Annotated in this window: 21 protein-coding genes; 12 read left to right on the top strand and 9 right to left on the bottom strand. The window is 71.4% G+C overall.

Annotation, left to right across the window (positions count from 1 at the left end; all coding sequences use genetic code 11):
• Positions 1 to 585: DUF8688 domain-containing protein (locus JCO01S_RS08095; RefSeq protein WP_500778491.1), on the bottom strand; the 585-nt coding region annotated here is incomplete at its 3' end.
• A 367-nt stretch (positions 586 to 952) separates the two neighbouring features.
• On the opposite strand from JCO01S_RS08095, the gene groES reads away from it, so the two are divergent.
• Both groES and groL read left to right on the top strand, forming a co-directional pair.
• The gene (gene groES, locus JCO01S_RS08090; RefSeq protein WP_068253522.1) at positions 953 to 1,249 is read left to right on the top strand and encodes a co-chaperone GroES; all 297 of its coding nucleotides are present in this window, start codon (positions 953 to 955) and stop codon (positions 1,247 to 1,249) included.
• Positions 1,250 to 1,349: 100 nt separating this feature from the next.
• Positions 1,350 to 2,957, top strand: coding sequence for a chaperonin GroEL (gene groL / locus JCO01S_RS08085; protein ID WP_068253519.1), 1,608 nt, complete (start codon positions 1,350 to 1,352; stop codon positions 2,955 to 2,957).
• Between the two features lie 62 nt (positions 2,958 to 3,019).
• Here the strand turns inward: groL and JCO01S_RS15900 are convergent, their stop codons facing one another.
• Positions 3,020 to 3,625 (bottom strand): TetR/AcrR family transcriptional regulator, encoded by a 606-nt coding sequence (locus tag JCO01S_RS15900; RefSeq protein ID WP_068253516.1) that lies wholly within the window; start codon positions 3,623 to 3,625, stop codon positions 3,020 to 3,022.
• A gap of 73 nt (positions 3,626 to 3,698) precedes the next feature.
• Here JCO01S_RS15900 and JCO01S_RS08075 point away from each other — a divergent pair, with 73 nt between their 5' ends.
• Positions 3,699 to 4,421: a GAP family protein gene (locus JCO01S_RS08075; RefSeq protein WP_068253507.1), complete on the top strand. Its 723-nt coding sequence runs from the start codon at positions 3,699 to 3,701 to the stop codon at positions 4,419 to 4,421.
• A gap of 123 nt (positions 4,422 to 4,544) precedes the next feature.
• On the opposite strand, the gene serA is transcribed toward JCO01S_RS08075, so the two are convergent.
• Positions 4,545 to 5,747, bottom strand: coding sequence for a phosphoglycerate dehydrogenase (gene serA / locus JCO01S_RS08070; RefSeq protein ID WP_068253503.1), 1,203 nt, complete (start codon positions 5,745 to 5,747; stop codon positions 4,545 to 4,547).
• Between the two features lie 100 nt (positions 5,748 to 5,847).
• Between serA and JCO01S_RS08065 the strand changes: the two genes are divergently transcribed.
• Positions 5,848 to 6,543, top strand: coding sequence for an aspartate/glutamate racemase family protein (locus JCO01S_RS08065; protein ID WP_068253500.1), 696 nt, complete (start codon positions 5,848 to 5,850; stop codon positions 6,541 to 6,543).
• Between the two features lie 9 nt (positions 6,544 to 6,552).
• Here JCO01S_RS08065 and JCO01S_RS08060 read toward each other — a convergent pair whose 3' ends face one another.
• Together JCO01S_RS08060 and JCO01S_RS08055 are read right to left on the bottom strand one after the other, a co-directional pair.
• A complete protein-coding gene (locus JCO01S_RS08060; protein WP_068253496.1) occupies positions 6,553 to 6,798 on the bottom strand; it encodes an RNA-binding S4 domain-containing protein in 246 nt (81 codons plus the stop codon).
• Between the two features lie 59 nt (positions 6,799 to 6,857).
• Positions 6,858 to 7,160: a WhiB family transcriptional regulator gene (locus JCO01S_RS08055; protein WP_068253493.1), complete on the bottom strand. Its 303-nt coding sequence runs from the start codon at positions 7,158 to 7,160 to the stop codon at positions 6,858 to 6,860.
• 185 nt (positions 7,161 to 7,345) lie between these two features.
• Between JCO01S_RS08055 and guaB the strand changes: the two genes are divergently transcribed.
• Positions 7,346 to 8,887, top strand: coding sequence for an IMP dehydrogenase (gene guaB, locus JCO01S_RS08050; protein ID WP_068253491.1), 1,542 nt, complete (start codon positions 7,346 to 7,348; stop codon positions 8,885 to 8,887).
• Here guaB and JCO01S_RS08045 read toward each other — a convergent pair.
• Positions 8,872 to 9,906: a P1 family peptidase gene (locus tag JCO01S_RS08045; protein ID WP_084342747.1), complete on the bottom strand. Its 1,035-nt coding sequence runs from the start codon at positions 9,904 to 9,906 to the stop codon at positions 8,872 to 8,874. The genes guaB and JCO01S_RS08045 overlap by 16 nt on opposite strands.
• 60 nt (positions 9,907 to 9,966) lie before the next feature.
• Between JCO01S_RS08045 and JCO01S_RS08040 the strand changes: the two genes are divergently transcribed.
• The gene (locus JCO01S_RS08040) at positions 9,967 to 10,986 is read left to right on the top strand and encodes a dipeptidase (RefSeq protein WP_068253485.1); all 1,020 of its coding nucleotides are present in this window, start codon (positions 9,967 to 9,969) and stop codon (positions 10,984 to 10,986) included.
• 1 nt (position 10,987) lies between these two features.
• On the opposite strand, the gene JCO01S_RS08035 is transcribed toward JCO01S_RS08040, so the two are convergent.
• Positions 10,988 to 11,263: an antitoxin gene (locus JCO01S_RS08035; RefSeq protein ID WP_068253482.1), complete on the bottom strand. Its 276-nt coding sequence runs from the start codon at positions 11,261 to 11,263 to the stop codon at positions 10,988 to 10,990.
• A 92-nt stretch (positions 11,264 to 11,355) separates the two neighbouring features.
• On the bottom strand, positions 11,356 to 13,020 hold the full coding sequence (locus JCO01S_RS08030) for a DHA2 family efflux MFS transporter permease subunit (protein WP_084342744.1): 1,665 nt from the start codon (positions 13,018 to 13,020) through the stop codon (positions 11,356 to 11,358).
• Positions 13,021 to 13,164: 144 nt separating this feature from the next.
• On the opposite strand from JCO01S_RS08030, the gene JCO01S_RS08025 reads away from it, so the two are divergent.
• The 6 genes from JCO01S_RS08025 to guaA all read left to right on the top strand — a co-directional run bounded on the left by JCO01S_RS08025 (position 13,165) and on the right by guaA (position 20,528).
• Complete coding sequence (locus JCO01S_RS08025; protein WP_068253479.1) at positions 13,165 to 14,286, top strand: GuaB3 family IMP dehydrogenase-related protein; 1,122 nt, start codon at positions 13,165 to 13,167, stop codon at positions 14,284 to 14,286.
• Between the two features lie 67 nt (positions 14,287 to 14,353).
• A complete protein-coding gene (locus JCO01S_RS08020; protein WP_068253478.1) occupies positions 14,354 to 15,946 on the top strand; it encodes a succinic semialdehyde dehydrogenase in 1,593 nt (530 codons plus the stop codon).
• On the top strand, positions 15,943 to 17,733 hold the full coding sequence (locus JCO01S_RS08015) for a GMC oxidoreductase (RefSeq protein WP_068253477.1): 1,791 nt from the start codon (positions 15,943 to 15,945) through the stop codon (positions 17,731 to 17,733). The genes JCO01S_RS08020 and JCO01S_RS08015 overlap by 4 nt, the downstream gene beginning before the upstream one ends.
• A gap of 64 nt (positions 17,734 to 17,797) precedes the next feature.
• A complete protein-coding gene (locus JCO01S_RS08010; protein ID WP_068253474.1) occupies positions 17,798 to 18,556 on the top strand; it encodes an SURF1 family protein in 759 nt (252 codons plus the stop codon).
• The gene (locus JCO01S_RS08005; protein ID WP_068253471.1) at positions 18,553 to 18,897 is read left to right on the top strand and encodes a DUF3817 domain-containing protein; all 345 of its coding nucleotides are present in this window, start codon (positions 18,553 to 18,555) and stop codon (positions 18,895 to 18,897) included. The genes JCO01S_RS08010 and JCO01S_RS08005 overlap by 4 nt, the downstream gene beginning before the upstream one ends.
• A 53-nt stretch (positions 18,898 to 18,950) precedes the next feature.
• A complete protein-coding gene (guaA, locus tag JCO01S_RS08000) occupies positions 18,951 to 20,528 on the top strand; it encodes a glutamine-hydrolyzing GMP synthase (RefSeq protein WP_068253539.1) in 1,578 nt (525 codons plus the stop codon).
• On the opposite strand, the gene JCO01S_RS07995 is transcribed toward guaA, so the two are convergent.
• The gene (locus tag JCO01S_RS07995; protein ID WP_068253469.1) at positions 20,529 to 20,948 is read right to left on the bottom strand and encodes a hypothetical protein; all 420 of its coding nucleotides are present in this window, start codon (positions 20,946 to 20,948) and stop codon (positions 20,529 to 20,531) included.
• Between the last annotated feature and the right edge of the window lie 26 nt (positions 20,949 to 20,974).

The following is a 20,974-nucleotide window of genomic DNA, read 5'->3' as shown; positions in this document are numbered from 1 at the left end:
CCGGAAGACGCGGCGGGTACGGCCCTGCCGGTCGGCGCGTCCGGGGGTGCGCCGGGCGGGGTCGAGCCAGACACCGGTGCGCTCCCGCTCCGGCCCGTGCGGTGGCATGAAGTCCTCGGCGAGCCCTTGGTGCGCCCGGCTGCCGGCCGTGGTGCCGGGGAGGGCCTGCAGGTTGGCGTCGGCGATCGCGGCGGTCACCGGATCGGCATCGAGGGCGTGCACGGTGATGCCTCGCCCGGCCATGGCCAGGGCGTCGGAGCCGATGCCGCACCCGAGGTCGTGCGCGGTGTCGATGCCGGCGGCAGCGAACCTCCCGGCATGGCCGGCCGCGACCTCGCCCCGGCTGGCCTGCTCCAACCCGTCGGGGGTGAAGAGCATCTCCTGCGCCGACCCGCCGAACTTCTCGACGGCGCGCCCACGCAGCCGCTGCTGGGTGAGGACGGCCGCGGCCCGGTCGGCGTCGAGCCCCTCGGCGCGCAGCCGCGTGGCCACCGTGACCGCCTCGGACTCGCGGTACTCGCCCAGCCCGGCGAGCACGCGCCGGCCCTCCTCGGAGGCGAGCCAGCGCACGGTCGGGACATCCACCCGGCCATTGTCCACGGCGCTCCCGCGATCCTGGGGAACCCCGCGACGATTCTCGGGTGACCCGAGAAACCGCCGCTTCGCAAGAGTGTGGAACTCCTGCGAAGCGTAGGGAACTCTTGCGAAGTGGGCGCCGGGGCGCGGACGAAGGGGGCGCCACACGGCTGATCACGGGGCCGGGGGAGCCCGCGCGGCGAAGGGGGTGGGAGCCGGCTGGCACTCAGGTTGACCGAGTGCCAACCAGCGGCATAGATTAAACCTTGGCACTCACCACCGGCGAGTGCCAACGCCATGGCTGGTCGACCCCCGCGACGGCGCCCGGCCCGGCACACCGAGAACTCATAACCAGACCCTCACCAAAGGAGTCAGCGTGTCGGTTTCCATCAAGCCGCTCGAGGACCGGATCGTCGTCAAGGGCATCGAGGCCGAGCAGACCACCGCGTCCGGCCTCGTCATCCCGGACACCGCCAAGGAGAAGCCGCAGGAGGGCGAGGTCGTTGCCGTCGGCCCCGGCCGCTTCAACGACGACGGCGACGAGCGCGTCCCCATGGACATCTCCGTCGGCGACCGCGTCATCTACTCCAAGTTCGGCGGCACCGAGGTCAAGCACGGCGGCGAGGAGTACCTGATCCTCTCCGCGCGCGACGTCCTCGCGATCGTCGGCTGACGAGCAGCCACCCAGCTTCGACGCACGCCCCGGGCGGGCCCACCCGGGTCCTCCGGGGCGTCGCCGTTTCCCCCCTTCGCAGCAGAGACAAAGGACACTCATGGCCAAGGAACTGGAGTTCAACGACTCCGCCCGTGACGCCCTCCAGCGGGGCGTGGATCAGCTCGCCAACGCCGTCAAGGTGACGCTCGGCCCCAAGGGCCGCAATGTCGTCATCAACAAGGCCTGGGGCGCGCCGACCATCACCAACGACGGCGTGACCATCGCCCGCGAGATCGAGCTCGAGGACTCCTACGAGAACCTCGGTGCCCAGCTCGCCAAGGAGGTCGCGACCAAGACCAACGACGTCGCCGGTGACGGCACCACCACCGCGACCGTCCTCGCCCAGGCGATGGTCCGCGAGGGCCTGCGCAACGTCGCCGCGGGTGCGGCTCCGGCCGGCCTGAAGCGTGGCATCGACAAGGCGGTGGAGACCGTCTCCGCCCGCCTGCTGGAGAACGCGCGCGAGCTCGAGGGCAAGGACGAGATCGGCCAGGTCGCCGGCCTCTCCGCCCAGGACCAGGTCATCGGCTCCACGATCGCCGAGGCCTTCGACAAGGTCGGCAAGGACGGCGTCATCACGGTCGAGGAGTCCTCGACCGCGGAGACCGCGCTCGACTTCACCGAGGGCATGCAGTTCGACAAGGGCTACATCAGCCCCTACTTCGTCACCGACGCCGAGCGCATGGAGGCCGTCCTCGAGGACGCCTACATCCTCATCAACCAGGGCAAGATCTCCAACATCCAGGAGATCCTGCCGATCCTCGAGAAGGTTGTGCAGTCGGGCAAGCCGCTCGTCATCATCGCCGAGGACGTCGACGGCGAGGCGCTCTCCACCCTTGTGGTCAACAAGCTCAAGGGCACCTTCAACGTCGTCGCGCTCAAGGCGCCCGGCTTCGGTGACCGCCGCAAGGCGATGCTCCAGGACATGGCCATCCTCACCGGCGGCCAGGTCATCGCCGAGGAGGTCGGCCTCAAGCTGGACCAGGTCGGGATCGAGGACCTCGGTCAGGCCCGCCGCGTCGTCGTCACCAAGGACAACACGACGATCATCGACGGCGAGGGTGCCAAGGAGGACGTCGACGGCCGGGTCAACCAGATCAAGGCCGAGATCGAGCGGACCGACTCCGACTGGGACCGCGAGAAGCTCCAGGAGCGCCTCGCCAAGCTCGCCGGTGGCGTCTGCGTCATCTCCGTCGGCGCGCACACCGAGGTCGAGCTCAAGGAGAAGAAGCACCGCATCGAGGACGCGATCTCCGCGACGCGCGCCGCGATCGAGGAGGGCATCGTCGCCGGTGGCGGCTCCGCCCTCGTGCACGCCGTCTCCTCGCTCGACTCCCTCACGCTCGAGGACGAGGACGAGCAGGTCGGCGCCAACCTCGTGCGCAAGGCCGTCGTCGAGCCGCTGCGTTGGATCGCCGAGAACGCGGGCTTCGAGGGCTACGTCGCCGTCGCGAAGGTCCAGGAGCTGACCCCCGGTCAGGGTCTGAACGCCGCGACCGGTGAGTACGGCGAGTTGCTCTCCGCCGGTGTCATCGACCCGGTCAAGGTCACCCGCTCCGCGCTGGTCAACGCCGCTTCGATCGCCTCGATGGTCCTGACCACCGAGAGCCTCGTCGTGGACAAGAAGGAGGACGAGGAGGAGGCCGGTCACGGCCACACCCACTGAGGTCCTGCTCCCTGAGGCGAAGGGGGCCGTCCACCAGCTGGTGGACGGCCCCCTTCGCCGTGTCAGGAGGAGAGCTGCTCGACCCAGGTGCCCACCGTCACCGACAGGTCGCGGCCGCTGACCTGGTCGGCCATGGTCGTCCAGATCAGCGTCGCCCCGTCGACGCGCAGCTGCAGGTCGTCCACGTCCGCGACGAGGCGCTCCGGGACCTCGTCGCGGTCGAAGTCGACCACCACGCCGCGGGCGTCGCAGATCGCCAGGGCGAGCAGGTGGCGCTCGCCCGCCCACGCCCGATGGCGCAGCTCGTCCATGGCCGAGTCGTGCCGGGCCCGCGCCAGCGCCGCCAGCCACACCGTGCACTCCGCGCGACGCTCCCGGTCCTGGGGGAGGAGCTGCTCGATGAGCGCCGCCGCCCGGTCCGGCCCGGCGGGCATCCGTTCCCGGATCCGGAGGACGCGCTCGGTGACCTGCTCCATCATCGACTCCACGGCGAAGACGAGCAGCTGGTCCTGGCTGGCGAAGTAGTACCGCACCGCGCCCATCGACCATCCGGACTCCTCGGCGACCGCGCGCACGGTCGCGCCGGCGAGGCCCTCGCGCGCGACGAGGCGCCGCACGGCGAGCGCGATCTCGCCGCGGCGGGCCTCGTGGTCGACGATCTTGGGCACGCGCCCATGTTCGCACATCTGTGCTTCTTCCCTTACGCTTGATTCAGCACGGCTGCATCAAAAAGGCAGGGGTATGGAACTCACACTCGGCGGGCTCGTGGTGCTCGCGCTCATCGACGGGACGAGTGTCGGGACGCTCGGCATCCCGGTGTGGATGCTCGCGCAGCGGCGCATCCGGGTGCGACCCGTGCTCGGCTACCTGCTGACCATCGCGGCCTTCTACTGGGTGCTCGGCATCGCGTTGCTCCTCGGCGTCGACGTCCTGCGCCGCTTCGCGGACGGACTCTCCGGCAACCCCGCTCTGGCCTGGGCGCAGCTCGTGGTCGGGGTGGGCCTCCTCGCGGCGAGCTTCCTCTTCGACGAGAAGCCGGCGGCCCGTCGACGGGCCAGGCGGGAGGCCCGTGGGGGTGGACCGACCCGCGTGGAGCGGCTCAGGAGCACGGTGGTGGGCGAACGCGCGAGCGCCCGCGCCGTCGTCGTGCTGGCGCTCGTCGCCGGGGTCATCGAGGCGGCCTCGATGCTGCCCTACCTCGCGGCGATGGGGCTGCTGGCGGCCTCGGGTTACGCCCGCGCGAGCCAGATCGGGCTGCTCGTCGGCTACGTCCTCGTCATGGTCGCGCCGGCAGCGCTCCTCCTCGGCCTGCGGGTGGCCCTGACCGGCCGGGTGGAGCCGTTGCTCGCGCGGATCAATGCGTGGTTCGCGAGACGCTCGGACGCGATGCTGGGCTGGGTGCTCGGCATCATCGGCGTGCTGCTCGCCCTCGACGCGGCGGGCCGGCTACAGCTCTTCGGGTGATGGCGGGCGGCGTGTCGTACGGCAGTTCGTCCCCCTTCGTCCCAGCCATCCCCGGCATCCCGGGCCGGCAGACCAAAGCATTGTCCGAACTGCCGTACGACGTGCACCGGAAGCCGGTGGGGATCAGGCGGTGACGATGACCCTGACCTCGACGCTCTCCTCGAGCTCGCGCAGCCGCTGCTCGGTGTCGGCGGGCAGGGCGCCGGCGAGGTCGGTGACGGCGTAGCCGTACTCGCCCTTGGTGCTCAGCTGCTGGGAGTCGATGTTCGCCCCGCCCTCGGAGAGGATCGTGTTGACCCGGGCCAGCACGCCCGGCACGTTCCGGTGCAGGTGCAGGATGCGGGTGGTGCCGGGGGCGACAGGCGCCGAGACGCCGGGCACGTTGACCGACATCGTCGTCGCGCCGGTGCTCGCCCAGTCGCGCAGCTTGCCCGAGACGTAGTGCCCGATGTCCAGCTGCGCCTCCTCGGTGGAGCCGCCGACGTGCGGGGTCAGGATGACGTTGGGGATGCCCTGGAGGACGTTCTCGAAGGGGGCGCCGGCCTTCTTCGGCTCCTCCGGGAAGACGTCGACGGCGGCACCGGCGATGTGCCCGGAGACGAGGTTGTCCCGCAGCGCCTCCAGGTCGACGACGAACCCACGGGAGAGGTTGAGGAAGAGGCTGCGCGGCAGCATCCGCGCGAACTCCTCGGCGCCGAAGTTGCCCGCATTGCCCGGGCGCCCGTCGACGTGCAGCGTGATCGTCTCGCAGGTCGAGAGCAGCTCCTCGAGGCTGTCGCACTTCTTGGCGTTGCCCATCGGGAGCTTGTCGTCGAGGTCGTAGAAGTAGACGTGCATCCCGAAGGCCTCGGCGACGACGGAGAGCTGGCTGCCGATGTTGCCGTAGCCGATGATGCCCAGGGTCCGGCCGCGGACCTCGTGGGCGCCCTTGGCCGACTTGTCCCAGACGCCCCTGTGCAGCGCGGCGTTCTTGTCGGTCAGGTGGCGGGCGAGCGCGATGATCTCGGCCAGCGCGAGCTCGACGACGCTGCGGGTGTTGGAGAAGGGGGCGTTGAAGACGACCGTGCCGGCCTGGGCCGCGGCGTCGAGGTCGATCTGGTTGGTGCCGATGCAGAAGGCGCCGATCACCTTCAGCTCCGGGCGGGCCCGCAGGACCGTGTCGGTGACCTGGGTCTTGGAGCGGATGCCGACCATGTCGACGCCCTCGAGGGCCGCGATCAGCTCCTCCTCGTCGAGGGCCCCCGAACGGGTCTCCACCTCGAATCCGGCCTCGGCGAGGGCGTCTCGGGCGGCGGCGTGGATGTTCTCGAGCAGCAGGACCTTCACGTCAGGCAGGGTATGACGCCTCGCGTCGGTGCCGCGCACCGGCCCGTCATGCGGGATCCGCCCCCGCTGCGCGCGACCTACGGCTGGGTAGCATGTGGCCATGCGTCTCCTCGGTGTCATCGGCGGCTTGGGCTGGTCCGCGACGGCGGAGTACTACCGCCGCCTCAACGAAGGGGTCGAGGCGCGCCTCGGTGGCCTGCACAGCGCCAGGGTCCTCATCCACAGCGTCGACTTCCAGCCGGTCGACGACGCCGAGAACGCCGACGACTGGGACTCGATGGCCCAGCAGCTCGTCACGGCCGGGCGCAGCCTGCAGGACGGCGGCGCCGAGGCCGTCCTCATCGCCGCGAACACGATGCACGCGGTCGCCGACCAGGTCTCCGGGGCCCTGGACGTCCCCGTCGTGCACATCGCCGAGGCCACGGCCGGTCGGGTGCAGGCGGCGCGCCAGCGCACGGTCGGGCTCGTCGCGACCGCGACGACGATGGCGCAGGACTTCTACACCCGGCCCTTCCGGGAGCGGGGCATCGAGGTGATCCTCCCCCTGGAGGAGGAGTGCGCCGAGGTCGACCGGATGATCTACGAGGAACTGGTCCACGGCATCATCAAGGACTCCTCGCGCAAGAAGTTCCGGCAGGTCATGCAGGGGATGGCCGAGCGCGGCGCCGAGGGTGTGGTGCTCGCCGGCACCGAGATCGGACTGCTCCTGGACGAGGACGACTGCCCCGTGCCGATGCACGACACGACCACGATCCACGTCGAGGAGGCGCTGGACTGGATGCTCGCCGGGCAGTGACCCGGCGGCTCACCAGGGGACGTCGATCTCGGGCTCCCCGGTGACGACCTCGATGCGCTGCCCGCCCAGCTCGACGACCGACCCGGCAGCGATCTGCGCCCCGCGCCGCGTCTCGACCTCGCCGTCGACGGTGACCAGGCCCTCGGCGATGACCTCGCGCGCGCTCACGCCGTCCTCGACGAGGGAGGCCAGCTTCAGCAGCTGCCCCAGCCGGATGGCGTCGTCGCGGATGTGGACGGGCTCTGCGGTGGACACGGTGGCAAGCCTACGTGCCCGTGACCGGGTCGGCCCGGGCGAAGGGGGAGTGCCCCGCCTCAGCCGGCGAGACCCACGCGCTCGAGGTCGCGCTCGCGCAGGATGGCGGCCCGCTCGTCCTCGGTCAGCCCGCCCCAGACCCCGAAGGGCTCGCGGAGGGCGAGGGCGTGCTCCCGGCAGGAGCCGATGACCGGGCAGTGGGCGCAGATCTCCTTGGCGGCGGCATCGCGCATGCGGCGCGCGGCGCCCCGCTCCCCGTCCGGGTGGTAGAAGGACTCGCTACCCGTGTCCCGGCAGGCGCCGTCGAACTGCCACTCCCACCGATCGGCGACCGGTCCCGGGGGTGTTGGCACCTGAGCCATCTGCTGCACCTTTCGAACACGACTCACCGTCGGCGGCAGCGCCGCCGATGTTCTGCCCCATCAAGGTACGAGTCGGGCGACCAGCGCCGAACCGTTGTGGAGTAAGGGTTCGGGACGAAAATGGACGCCTTGGTCAGGGAATGGTCACGTCGAGGGCGCCCGTCGCGGTGACCTAGGATGGGGCAATGGATTTCGGCGCCTCCAGCGAATCTGCCCCCATCCGTCCCGAGAGCCCGGACCCCTTCGCGAAGGTCGGCCTGACCTACGACGACGTCCTGCTGCTGCCGGGCTACAGCGAGTACGACCCCGGTGACCTGGACACGACGAGTCGCCTGACCCGGCAGATCAGCATCCGCACCCCGCTCGTCTCCGCGGCGATGGACACCGTCACCGAGTCGCGGATGGCGATCGCGATGGCCCGCCAGGGCGGCATCGGTGTGCTGCACCGGAATCTGTCCATCGACGACCAGGCCTACCAGGTCGACCTCGTGAAGCGGACCCAGACGGGGATCGTGGACAACCCGGTGACGATCGGTCGGGACGCGACCCTCGAGGAGCTGGACGCCGTCTGCGGCGAGTACCGCGTCTCCGGGCTCCCCGTCGTCGACGCCGACAACGTGCTCATCGGCATCATCACCAACCGCGACCTGCGCTTCACCCCGGTGGCCGAGTGGGCGACCACGCGGGTGCACGAGGTGATGACGCACATGCCGCTCATCACCGCCCCGGAGGGGATCTCCCGCGAGGACGCCACGCTGCTGCTGCGGCGGCACAAGCTGGAGCGGCTCCCGCTCGTCGACGCGGGGAACCACCTGCGCGGCCTGATCACCGTCAAGGACTTCGTCAAGAGCGAGCAGTTCCCCAACGCCACCAAGGACGGCCAGGGGCGGCTCATGGTCGGCGCCGCGATCGGGTACTTCGGCGACGCGTGGGAGCGCGCGACCCGCCTCATCGAGGCCGGCGTCGACGTGCTCGTCGCCGACACCGCCCACGGCCACGTCCGGCTGCTGCTGGAGATGGTCCAGCGCCTGAAGTCCGACCCGGCAACCCGGCACGTCGAGGTCATCGGCGGCAACGTCGCGACGAGCGAGGGGGCCCAGGCCTTCCTCGACGTCGGCGCCGACGCGATCAAGGTCGGCGTCGGCCCGGGCTCGATCTGCACCACCCGCATCGTCACCGGCGTCGGCGCACCGCAGATCACCGCGGTCAACGACGTGGCACGGGTGGCCCGCCCGGCCGGCGTGCCCGTCATCGCCGACGGTGGCCTGCACTTCTCCGGGGACATCGCCAAGGCGATGGTCGCGGGCGCCGACACCGTGATGATCGGTTCGCTGCTGGCCGGCTGCGAGGAGAGCCCCGGTGAGCTGATCTTCATCGGGGGCAAGCAGTTCAAGGCCTACCGCGGCATGGGCAGCCTCGGCGCGATGAGCAGCCGCGGCAAGAAGTCCTTCTCCAAGGACCGCTACTTCCAGGCCGAGGTTACGAGCGACGACCAGATCGTGCCGGAGGGCATCGAGGGGCGGGTCGCCTACCGCGGCACCCTCGCCCAGGTGGCCCACCAGATGGTCGGCGGGCTGCGGCAGTCGATGTTCTACGTCGGTGCCGGCACGATCCCCGAGCTGCAGGAGAAGGGGAAGTTCGTGCGGATCACCTCCGCCTCCCTCAAGGAGAGCCACCCCCACGACATCCAGGGCATGGTCGAGGCGCCGAACTACTCGCTCGGCTGAGCGATCGCCTCCCGGTAGGAGGAGGCGACCACCCCGCCCTCCGCGGAGCGGTCCACCGTGCCGGCCGCCAGCACGGCCCGCACGATCGCGCGGGTGACGCAGTCGGCTGCGGCCGTGTGCAGCTCGACGGTGGCGAAGGGGGTGGGCGGCCCGGCCCCCTTCGTCGAGAGGGCGAAGACCGTGTCCCCGTCGAAGGGGGTGTGCACCGGGCTGATCGCCCGGGCGAACCCGTCGTGGCTGACCCGGGCCAGCGTCGCGCACCCTGCCTTGTCCAGCTCGAGGTCGGTCGCGACGACCGCGAGCGTGGTCGCGGTCCCGGCGCGCAGCGCGGCCATCTCTGCGGCCCACCGGTCCCAGTAGGTCTGCGCGGCAGCGGGGTCCGGCCGCGGCAGGTCGACCTCGCCGTCCCGGAGCAGGTCGGCTCCGAGCAGCTCGCCGCTGGGGGAGAGGGGGGAGCCGACGGCGTTGACCGCGACGAGGGCCCCGACGGTCCCGCCGTCGGGGAGGCGCGCGCTCGCGGTGCCGATGCCGCCCTTGAGGCCGCCGGCGACCGCCCCGGTGCCCGCGCCGACGCTCCCTTCGGCCACGCGTCCGGAGTCCGCCGCGCGGAAGGCGGCCCGCCCCTCCTCCGGGCCGGGGTGGTGGCGCCAGGCGCCGCCGCGGCCGAGGTCGAAGATGATGGCGCCCGGCACGATCGGCACGACCTGCCCCGGCTCGGCGCCGACGGGCCAGCCGCGGCCGGCGTCGACGAGCTCGGCGAGCACCCCGTCCGCGGCCGAGAGCCCGAAGGCGCTGCCCCCGGAGAGGAGCACCGCGTCCACCGTCGTGACGGCGTTGCGCGGGTCCAGCAGGTCGGTCTCCCGGGTGCCCGGGCCGCCCCCGCGCACGTCCACCCCGCCGGTGCTGCCCGGCGGGGGGACCACGACGGTGCTTCCGGTGAGCCAGCCGGGCTCGTCACGGGTGGCGTGGCCGACCCGGATGCCCGGGACGTCGGTGATGGCGTTGTCTCCGAGGTCCATGACCCCCAGCATGCACCCCGGGAGTGCCGGCCGGCCGCGGCGCGGTGGTTGACTGACGACATGAGCAACCACGCGAGCATCCGGGTCCTCGACGGGCACAACGACCTCCCCTGGCACCACCGGGAGCTGGCCTCCTACGACCTCGACGCGTGCGACATCTCGCAGCCGCAGCCGCAGCTGCACACCGACCTGCCGCGGATGCGCGAAGGGGGCCTGGCCGCCCAGCTCTGGTCGGTCTGGGTGCCGACCTCGCTGCAGGGGCAGGAGGCCGTGACCGCGACCCACGAGCAGATCGACTTCGTCGAGGCGATGTGCGCCCGCTACGAGGAGATGGTGCCGGCCCGCACGGCCGCGGACGTGCGCCGGGCCTGGGACCGGGGCCACCACGCGGCGCTGACGGGCATGGAGGGCGGGCACTGCATCGCCGGCTCGCTGGAGACGCTGGAGGCCTTCGCGGGCCGCGGGGTCCGGTACATGACGCTGACGCACAACGACAACACCGAGTGGGCCGACTCGGCGACGGACGAGCGCGAGCACGGCGGCCTGACCGACTTCGGCCGGGAGGTCGTCGCGCGGATGAACGACCTGGGCGTCGTGGTCGACCTCTCCCACGTCAGCGCCGAGACGATGCACGACGCGCTGGACGCCACCCGGCTGCCGGTGATGTTCAGTCACTCGGGGGCCCGTGCGGTGTGCGACCACCCGCGCAACGTCCCCGACGACGTCCTCGAGCGCATCCCCGGCAACGGCGGCATCGTCATGGCGAATGTCGTGCCGAAGTTCGTGAGCCAGGCCCGCGCGGACGAGGTGCTCGGCCGCACCGACGTCGTACCGGACCCGGTGGCGACGATCGAGCACGTCATCGCCCACGTCGAGCACCTGCGCGAGGTGGTCGGGATCGAGCACCTCGGCATCGGCGCCGACTACGACGGCGTCGACGAGACCCCGGTGGGGCTGGAGGACGTCGCGAGCTACCCGCGACTCTTCACGGCGCTGGGGGAGCGGGGCTGGTCCCGCTCGGACCTGACGGCCCTGGGGCACCGCAACGTGCTGCGGGTGCTCGAGGAGACAGAGGTCTGAGTCAGTGGCGGGCGTCCGGGAACCGGCGCCGCGGCTCCTCCGGGGCCGTCTCGCCCTCGACGGTCGCTCCACCCACCGCCGGGCGGCCGGTCAGGGCCTTCTTGGCGTGGCCGGAGAGTCCGGTGACCTTGGAGTGGTACTTCCCGCCGGTGCGCCGGTCGATGAAGCCGACGGCCTTGTCGATGTAGGCCTCGGCCTGGTCGGGATTGCTGCGCGCCCACTGGCGCGCCGTCTCGGCGGCGGTCAGGACGGCTGCGGCGCCCCTGAGTCTCGGCATCGGGCTCTTCCCTCTCGTACGTGGGTCTCCACCATGCACGACGAAGGGGGGGTCGGTGGTGGTTCCGACCCCCCTTCGCCCGTCGTGTCCCGTCAGGAGGCGACGGGCGTGGCCGCCTCGTCCTCCTCCTCGTCGAGCATGTGGCTCTCCTCGTGCTTGCGCGGGAGGAAGAGCGCGACGACGAAGGTCACCAGGCACAGGAAGGCCGAGACCCAGTAGGTCGAGGCGAAGGCCTCGGCCATGTCGCTGTGGACGGCCGTCTGCAGCGCCTGGGCCATGGCGCCCGGGTCGTTGACCGTGGCCGCGACCTTCCCGACCTCGGGGAACTTCTCCAGCAGCTGCTGGATGGCGCTCGGGTCCTTCACGCCCTTGCTCGCCTCGCCGAAGGCCTGCGCCTGCCCGATGAGCGGGTGCTGGTTGTAGCCGCGGGTGAGCAGCACCGAGGCGATGGCCACGCCGAAGGAGCTGGCGACCTGCTGGATGATGTTCAGCATCGTCGAGCCGCGGGCGACCTGCGGCCCGACGAGCGCCTTGAGCGAGCTGGTCATCAGCGGCATCATCGTCGCGCCCATGCCCAGCCCCATGACGAAGAGGACCGGGATGACGAAGCCCCAGTAGCTGGACTCCGCGGTCAGCTGGGTGAGGGTGAACATCCCGCCGGCGATCAGCGCGATGCCCACCGGCACGATCCGGCCGACGGGGAAGCGGTCGACGAGCGCGCCCGCGATCGGCATCGTCACCATCGCACCCAGACCCTGTGGCGCCATGAGCAGCCCGGCGTCGAACGTGCTCTCCCCGCGCACCTGCTGGAAGTAGGTCGGCATGAGCAGCAGGGCACCGAAGAAGGCGCAGGCGAAGAGGAACATCGTCAGGGCCGCCACGGAGAACTGCCGGTTGCCGAGGAGTCGCAGGTCCAGCAGCGGGTGCTTCGGCTTCATCGACCACCAGCCGAAGGCGGCGATGAGCACCGCGCCGACGATCATCGGGACGAGCACCTCGGCGTCGGCGAAGGTGCCGGCGTCCGGGATGGACGAGACCCCGTAGAGGAAGAGGGCCAGGCCGGGGGACATCAGGGCCAGGCCGACGAGGTCGATGGACTCGCTGGGCTGGGTGTGGTCCTTGGGCAGCACGATCGAGGCGTAGAGGAAGGCGATGATGCCGATCGGCAGGTTGATCATGAAGATCCACGTCCAGCTGGGGCGGTCCAGCCAGTGGGCGTTGTCGATGAGCCAGCCGCCGAGGATCGGGCCCCCGATGGGGCCCAGCAGCATCGGGATACCGAGGATGGACATCAGTCGACCGATGCGCTTCGGACCCGCGGCGCGGGTCATGATCGTCATGCCGAGCGGCATGAGCATCCCGCCGCCGAGGCCCTGGACGACCCGGGCGCTGATGAGCAGGTGGATGTTCGGTGCGAAGGCGCACAGCGTCGAGCCGAGGGCGAACAGGACGATCGCCGTCAGGTAGAGGCGCTTGGTGCCGAAGCGGTCCGCGGCCCACCCCGTCAGCGGGATGACGCTGGCCAGCGCGAGCGTGTAGGCCGTGACGGTCCAGGCGACGGTCGAGTAGTCCAGCGGGGTGTCACCGGGGGCGAGATCGGTCTGGAAGTGGGGCAGGGCGACGTTGACGACGGTGATGTCGAGGATCGCCATGATCATCCCGAGGACGACGACGCCGGCGACCTTGAGGACCGCGGCGTCGATCTTCTCCGGATACTCTTCGAGCAGATCGGGGTCGTGCTTGGAGGTGGACGGCACGGGCGTCTCCTACGGGGTGCGCGATGGGTCGTGGGTCGAGGTGGTGGCCTCGTTGCCACGGGCGCCGAGTGCGACAGTTGCATGCATCGGCCAACCAATTATGCGCCTGCATCACCGGCTGGACCAAACCCGTAGGGTGGCCGGGTGAACGAGATCGAGATCGGACGGGGCAAGCGGGGCCACAGGGCCTACTCCTTCGACGACATCGCGGTGCTGCCGAGCCGGCGCACCCGCGACCCGGAGGAGGTGTCGCTGGACTGGCAGATCGATGCCTACCACTTCGAGATGCCGGTCATCGCGGCGCCGATGGACTCGGTGATGTCTCCGACGACGGCGATCACCTTCGGTGAGGCCGGGGGGCTACCCGTGCTCGACCTCGAGGGGCTGTGGACCCGCTACGAGGACCCCGAGCCGCTGCTCGCCGAGATCGCCTCGCTCGACCCCGCGGTCGCCACCGCGCGGATGCAGGAGATCTACTCCGCGCCGATCGTGCCGGAGCTGATCACGGAGCGGCTGCGCGAGATCCGCGAGGCGGGCGTGACCGTCGCCGGCGCGCTCAGCCCGCAGCACACCCAGCAGCACTGGCGCACCGTCGTCGACGCCGGCGTCGACCTCTTCGTCATCCGGGGCACGACCGTCTCGGCCGAGCACGTGAGCAGCCGGGCCGAGCCACTGAACCTCAAGCGCTTCATCTACGAGCTCGACGTGCCGGTCATCGTCGGTGGCGCCGCGACCTACACCGCTGCGCTGCACCTGATGCGCACCGGGGCGGCTGGGGTGCTCGTCGGCTTCGGCGGGGGAGCGGCGCACCGGACCCGGCAGGCCCTAGGCATCCAGGCCCCGATGGCCAGCTCGGTCGCCGACGTCGCGGCCGCCCGCCGGGACTACCTCGACGAGTCGGGTGGTCGGTACGTGCACGTCATCGCCGACGGCGGCCTCGGCACGAGCGGAGACATCGTCAAGGCGATCGCCTGCGGTGCCGACGCGGTGATGCTCGGCGCCGCCCTCGCGCGGGCCGCCGACGCCCCGGGACGCGGTTTCCACTGGGGCGCCGAGGCCCACCACCCGGAGCTGCCGCGCGGCGCCCGCGTCGAGGTCGGCCAGGTCGCCCCGCTGCACGAGGTCCTCTTCGGCCCGAGCCGGGTCGCCGACGGCACGACCAACCTCGTCGGCGCGCTGCGCCGGGCGATGGCCACCACCGGGTACACCGAGGTCAAGGAGCTGCAGCGCATCGAGGTCGTCGTCGCGCCGCACCAGCCGAGCTGATCCACGGACGTCTCACGACGGGATCCTTCCGATGGTCGTCGGCGGCGCGGAGGATTACTCTGGAGTAATGACTTCCGAGACCATCGCCGATCCGGAGCTGGACCCCACGGCCACGTACGTCGTGGCCCCGAGCCGTTCGCGTCGCCTCGCCGCGCGGGTCGTCGCCGGGCCACGGGCGGAGACCTTCACGATGAACTCGCCGATGACCGGGGCGCCGATCGCGGCGCTCCCGCTCTCCTCGGCCGCGGACGTCGAGTCGGCCGTCGCGTCCGCCCGCGCCGCGCAGGCACGGTGGGCCGGTACCCCCTTCGCCGAGCGCAAGCGGATCCTGCTGCGCTTCCACGACCTGGTGCTCACCCACCAGGTGGAGCTGCTCGACCTGGTCCAGATCGAGTCCGGCAAGACCCGGGCCAATGCCTTCGAGGAGATCGCGGACACCGCGATGGCCTCCCGCTACTACGCGCGCACCGCCGAGTCCCACCTGCGGCCGCGCCGCGTGCTCGGCGCCTACCCCGTGCTCACCCAGACCCGTGTGCTGCACCACCCGGTCGGCGTCGTCGGGATCGTCTCCCCGTGGAACTACCCGCTCAGCCTGGCCATCACCGACGCGCTCCCGGCGCTCATGGCCGGCAACGCCGTCGTGCTCCGTCCCGACCAGCAGGGCTCCCTCACCGCCCTCGCGGCGATCGAGCTGCTCTACCGGGCCGGGCTGCCGCAGGGCGTCCTCCAGGTCGTCCTCGGGACCGGCTCCGAGGCCGGGCAGGCGATCGTGGACACCGCGGACTACGTCGCCTACACCGGCTCCACCGCGACCGGCCGGCGCGTCGCGGCCTCGGCGGCGCAGCGGCTGGTCTCCTTCAGCATGGAGCTCGGCGGCAAGAACTCGGTGTACGTCACCGACGACGTCGACCTCGACACCGCGGTGGCGGGGGCAGTGCGGGCGTGCTTCTCCAGCAGTGGCCAGCTGTGCATCTCCACCGAGCGGCTGCTGGTCCACGAGTCGATCGCCGACGAGTTCGTCCCGCGCTTCGTCGAGGCGGTCCAGGCGATGCGGCTGGGGACGGAGCTGGCCTACGGCTACGACATGGGCTCCCTCGTCAGCCCCGCCCAGCTGGAGACGGTCCGTGCCCACCTCGATGACGCCGTGGCGAAGGGGGCGAGCGTCCTCGCCGGTGGTCGGCACCGGCCGGAGGTGGGGCCGTACGTCTTCGAGCCGACCGTCCTCGAGGGGGTGACCGCGGACATGCGGTGTCGCGACGAGGAGACCTTCGGGCCGCTCGTGGCGATCACCCGCGTGCCCGATGACGAGGCGGCCATCGCCCTGGCCAACGACACCGAGTACGGGCTGAACTCCTCCATCTGGTGCCGGGACGTCCCCCGGGCCCGCGGCGTCGCGGCCCGGCTGCGGACCGGGACGGTGAACATCAACGAGGCCTACAGCGCGGCCTGGGCCTCGATGGGCGCCCCGATGGGCGGGATGAAGGCCTCCGGCGTCGGCCGGCGGCACGGCGCCGAGGGCATCCTGCGCTACACCGAGGCGCAGACGGTCGCGGCGCAGCACCTGCTGCCGATCGCCGCCTCGCACGGGCTGAGCGACAAGGCCTACGCGCGGGTGCTCTCCACCGGCCTGCGGGCGATGAAGGCGATGGGCATCAAGTGAGCGACACTCCGCAGCTGCAGACGACGGTCGACACCGACGTCCTGGTCGTCGGCTCCGGTTTCGGCGGATCCGTCGCCGCCCTTCGTCTCTCGGAGAAGGGGTACCGGGTCACCGTCCTCGAGGCCGGTCGGCGCTTCGAGGACGAGGACTTCGCGCGGACGAGCTGGGACCTGAAGAACTTCCTGTGGGCCCCGAAGCTGGGCTGCTACGGCATCCAGCGGGTCCACCTGCTCAAGGACGTGATGATCCTCGCCGGCGCCGGGGTGGGCGGTGGCTCGCTGAACTACGCCAACACGCTCTACGTGCCGCCCGAGGTCTTCTTCAAGGACCGGCAGTGGGGCCACATCACCGACTGGCAGGCCGAGCTCAAGCCGCACTACGACGTCGCGAGCTCCATGCTCGGCGTGGTCACCAACCCCTGCGAGGGGCCGGTCGAGGAGGTCATGCGCGCAGCGGCCGAGGACATGGGGGTCCCCGAGACCTTCCGCAAGACCCCCGTCGGCGTCTTCTTCGACACCGAGGAGGGGGGCCATGCGCAGGGGACCACGGTGGCCGACCCGTACTTCGGTGGCGCCGGGCCGGACCGGAGCACGTGCGTCGAGTGCGGCAACTGCATGGTCGGGTGCCGGTACGGCGCCAAGAACACCCTGATGAAGAACTACCTCGCCCTCGCCGAGGGGCTCGGGACGCAGATCATCCCGATGCGCACCGTCACCCGCGTCGGGGTCGTGCCCGGCACCGCGGGCGCCGACGAGCTCTACCGGGTCCGTCACGAGGCGACCGACCGGCGCGGTGACCGCAGCGCCCGGGTGACGACCGCACGGCACGTGGTCTTCGCCGCCGGGACGTGGGGCACCCAGCACCTGCTGCACCGGATGAAGGACGACGGGGAGCTGCCCGGCATCAGCGACAAGCTCGGTGAGCTGACCCGGACCAACTCCGAGGCGCTCGTCGGGGCACTCACCGAGCGTCCGCCCACCGGGGCGGACGACCTGACGAAGGGGGTGGCCATCACCTCCTCCTTCCACCCGGACTCCTCGACGCACATCGAGAACGTGCGCTACGGCCAGGGCTCGGACGCCATGGGGATGCTCACCACGCTCCTGGCGCCGCCGAAGACCGGACGCGCCCCCCGGATCGCGAAGCTCCTCGCGGAGCTGCCCCGGCAGATCCCGGCGCTGATCGCCTGGTTCCCCCCGGGGGCCCACTTCGCCGACAGCACCGTGATCGGCCTGGTCATGCAGAGCCTGGACAACTCGCTGACGACCTCGCTGGGACGTGGCCGTCTCGGTGGACGGCGACTGACCTCCCGGCAGGGGCACGGCGAGGAGAACCCGACCTACATCGAGGCCGGGCACCGGGGGATCAGGGTCATCGCGGAGCGGCTGGCGGAGCGGCTCGGGATGAGGACCTACCCGGGTGGGACGTGGGGCGAGGCCTTCGACATCCCGCTGACGGCCCACTTCCTCGGTGGGGTGCCGATCAGCGATTCCCCGGCGACCGGCGTCGTCGACCCCTACCACCGACTGTGGGGCCACTCCGGCCTCTCGGTCGTCGACGGCTCCGCCGTCTCGGCCAACCTGGGGGTGAACCCCTCGCTGACGATCACCGCGCAGGCCGAGCGGGCCTTCTCGCTCTGGCCCAACGTCGGCGAGGCCGACCCGCGTCCGTCGCAGGGGGAGGCCTACCAGCGGCTCGACCCCGTCGAGCCGCAGGTGCGGGCGGTCACCGCCTTCACCCACGGGCCCTCGCGCAAGGTCGAGCTGGGGCTGCCGACGGTGCGGTGAGCGCCGTCCCGTGGGCGCCGCGGGGGCTGACGGGTCACTCAGGCGAGCCACGTAGCCTGAGCGGATGCTTCGGACCGCCCTTCGACCCCGCTGGCTGGGGCTGCTCGTCGTGGCCCTGGTCCTTGCCGTGCTCGGCGTCATCGCCGGGCGCTGGCAGTGGGATGTGGCCCACAGCGAGGGTCGCGCGGACGCGGTCCGGGAGATCCAGGACCGGCCGGTTAAACCGCTCGGCGAGGTGCTGGACCCGCACGACACCTTCCCCGACGACGGGTCGGGCCAGCGGGTCACCGCCACCGGCCACTACGCGAAGGGGCAACGCCTCGTGGTCGACCGACGGTTCGAGGGCCAGAAGGTCACCTGGGTGGTCGATCGCTTCGTCGTCGAGGACGGCGGTGCCAATCTCGCGGTGGTCCGCGGGTGGGTCCCGAAGGGGGAAGCCGCGCCGGAGCCCCCTTCGGGCACCATCGAGCTGCGTGGGTCGTTGGCACCACCGGAGGCGCCCAGTGAGGACGCCGGCCTGCCGAAGGGATCAATGACCTCGGTCGACATCTCGAGGCTGGTCAACGAGTGGCCCGGGTCGATCTACACCGGCTTCGCGTTCGCGATCAGCGAGGACGGGCAGGAGTCCGCCCCGGGACTGGAACGGGTACCGCCACCGCTGCCGGACACCTCGATGAAGTTCCGCAACGCGATGTACGCGGTCCAGTGGTGGATGTTCTCGACCTTCGCGCTGTGGATGTGGCTGAAGATGGTGCGCCAGGCGGCGCGCCGTGAGGACGACGAGGCGGCCGAGGCCGCCGAGGAGAAGGAGAGGGTGCCGTGAGCGCCGAACAGCAGACGAGGACCGACGCGGAGACCAAGGCGATCGGCACCGGGCTGGGGTTCTTCCGCGTGAGCGCGGTCGTGGCCGGTCTGGCGATGTTCGTCCTCATCCTCGAGATGGTCCTCAAGTACGGGATGGGCAATGACGTGCTGTCGTGGTGGTCGCCGGTGCACGGCCTGATCTTCATGGTCTTCGCCGTCGCGACCGCCAACCTCGGCTTCAAGGTGAACTGGTCGGTCGGTCGGATGATCGCCACGATCCTGCTGGCCTGCATCCCCTTCGTCGCCTTCGTCGAGGAGCGCCGGGTCGTGCGCGAGGTCACGCCGCTGACCCGCCCCTGACGCGAGATGCTGCCAGCAGCACCTCGTGTGGGGGAGGCACGTACCCTGTGCTCGTGACGGAAACGCTGAAGACCGCGCCAGTCCTCGTCGTCGACTACGGAGCGCAGTACGCCCAGCTCATCGCCCGCCGCGTGCGTGAGGCGAACATCTACAGCGAGGTCGTGCCGTACGAGACGCCCGTCGCCGAGATGCTCGCCAGGAAGCCCGCGGCGATCATCCTCTCCGGGGGCCCCAGCTCGGTCTACGCCGAGGACGCGCCGGAGCTCGACCCGGCCCTGCTCGAGGCGGGGGTCCCGGTCTTCGGCATGTGCTACGGCTTCCAGTCGATGGTCCGCGCCCTCGGTGGCACCGTCGAGCGGACCGGCCTGCGCGAGTACGGGTCCACCCAGGCGCGCATCGCGGACCGGGAGTCCACCCTCTTCAACGGCCAGCCCGAGGCGCAGTCGGTCTGGATGAGCCACGGCGACTCGGTGAGCGAGGCCCCGGCGGGCATGCGCGTCACCGCCACGACGTCCGGCGCGCCGGTCGCCGCCTTCGAGGACGACGAGCGCCGGCTCTACGGCGTGCAGTGGCACCCCGAGGTCATGCACTCCACCTTCGGGCAGCCGGTGCTGGAGAACTTCCTGCGCCGCGGCGCCGGTCTCACACCGGACTGGACCCCCGACAACGTCATCGACGAGCAGGTCGCGCTGATCCGCGAGACCGTCGGTGAGGACCGGGTGCTGTGCGCCCTCTCCGGCGGGGTCGACTCCTCCGTCGCGGCCGCGCTCGTCCAGCGCGCCGTGGGGGAGCAGCTGACCTGCGTCTTCGTCGACCACGGGCTGCTGCGAGAGGGCGAGGCCGAGCAGGTCCAGCGGGAGTTCGTGGCGGCGACCGGGGTCAACCTCGTCGTCGTCGACGCCCAGGACCGCTTCCTGGGCGAGCTCGCCGGAGTCACCGACCCCGAGCAGAAGCGCAAGATCATCGGCCGCGAGTTCATCCGGGTCTTCGAGCAGGCCGCCCGCGACGTCGTCGGAGACGGCGACGACCGGGGCCACCCCGTCAAGTGGCTCGTCCAGGGCACCCTCTACCCGGACGTCGTCGAGTCCGGCGGCGGCAGCGGCGCCGCGAACATCAAGTCCCACCACAACGTCGGCGGGCTGCCCGAGGACCTGCAGTTCAAGCTCATCGAGCCGCTGCGGGCGCTCTTCAAGGACGAGGTCCGCCAGGTCGGCCGCGAGCTGGGCGTCCCGGACGCGATCGTGGACCGGCAGCCCTTCCCCGGCCCCGGCCTCGGCATCCGGATCATCGGCGAGGTGACCGAGGACAACCTGGCGATCCTGCGCCGGGCAGATGCCATCGCCCGCGAGGAGCTGACCGCTGCCGGGCTGGACAAGGACATCTGGCAGTGTCCGGTGGTGCTGCTCGCCGACGTGCGTTCCGTGGGCGTGCAGGGCGACGGGCGCACCTACGGCCACCCGGTCGTGCTGCGCCCGGTCTCCTCCGAGGACGCGATGACGGCCGACTGGACCCGGGTGCCCTACGACGTCCTCTCCCGGATCTCGACCCGGATCACCAACGAGGTCGAGGAGGTCAACCGGGTGACCCTCGACGTGACGAGCAAGCCCCCGGGCACCATCGAGTGGGAGTAGTCAGCTGATGGCGATCGCCATCAGCCCGAGGCCGCAGACGATGGCGACCACGAGTGCGAGGATGCAGCCGAAGTAGACCGCGACCGCCCGGCCCCCCTTGCGCTGCTGCGGGATGTGCCCGATCGACCCGGGCGAGAACTGGTGCCACGGGACCGCGTAGAAGACCGGGACGACCCCGCCCGGCGCGACGTCGACCTCGATGGTCGCCTCCCCGTAGCGCAGCAGCCACCAGGTGTGCACGTCCACGCGGTGGCGCCCGGGCACGAGCGGGATCGGGGTCGTGCCGAAGGCGACCGGCACCGGGTACCCGTCCACGTGCACCCTCGGGGTGAAGAAGCCGGAGGTGAGGGCGCCGCCCTGCACGGTGAGGGCCAGCGTGCCGTGTCCGGCGGGGGCCGAGGGCTGCGGTGAGACGGTCACGGGCACGACGGTAGCGCCGGTTACGC

The organism is Janibacter corallicola NBRC 107790 (assembly GCF_001570965.1).
Lineage (GTDB): Bacteria > Actinomycetota > Actinomycetes > Actinomycetales > Dermatophilaceae > Janibacter > Janibacter corallicola.
This window is presented reverse-complemented; position numbering and strand designations above follow the sequence as displayed.

Excerpts from the sequence above, each read along its gene's own strand:
- JCO01S_RS08065 (WP_068253500.1), top strand. The coding sequence starts at position 5,848 with ATGCGTCTCCTCGGTGTCATCGGCGGCTTGGGCTGGTCCGCGACGGCG.
- guaB (WP_068253491.1), top strand. The coding sequence starts at position 7,346 with ATGGATTTCGGCGCCTCCAGCGAATCTGCCCCCATCCGTCCCGAGAGC.
- JCO01S_RS08040 (WP_068253485.1), top strand. The coding sequence starts at position 9,967 with ATGAGCAACCACGCGAGCATCCGGGTCCTCGACGGGCACAACGACCTC.
- JCO01S_RS08075 (WP_068253507.1), top strand. The coding sequence starts at position 3,699 with ATGGAACTCACACTCGGCGGGCTCGTGGTGCTCGCGCTCATCGACGGG.
- groL (WP_068253519.1), top strand. The coding sequence starts at position 1,350 with ATGGCCAAGGAACTGGAGTTCAACGACTCCGCCCGTGACGCCCTCCAG.
- JCO01S_RS08035 (WP_068253482.1), bottom strand. The coding sequence starts at position 11,263 with ATGCCGAGACTCAGGGGCGCCGCAGCCGTCCTGACCGCCGCCGAGACG.
- JCO01S_RS08010 (WP_068253474.1), top strand. The coding sequence starts at position 17,798 with ATGCTTCGGACCGCCCTTCGACCCCGCTGGCTGGGGCTGCTCGTCGTG.
- JCO01S_RS08055 (WP_068253493.1), bottom strand. The coding sequence starts at position 7,160 with ATGGCTCAGGTGCCAACACCCCCGGGACCGGTCGCCGATCGGTGGGAG.
- JCO01S_RS08045 (WP_084342747.1), bottom strand. The coding sequence starts at position 9,906 with ATGGACCTCGGAGACAACGCCATCACCGACGTCCCGGGCATCCGGGTC.
- JCO01S_RS08020 (WP_068253478.1), top strand. The coding sequence starts at position 14,354 with ATGACTTCCGAGACCATCGCCGATCCGGAGCTGGACCCCACGGCCACG.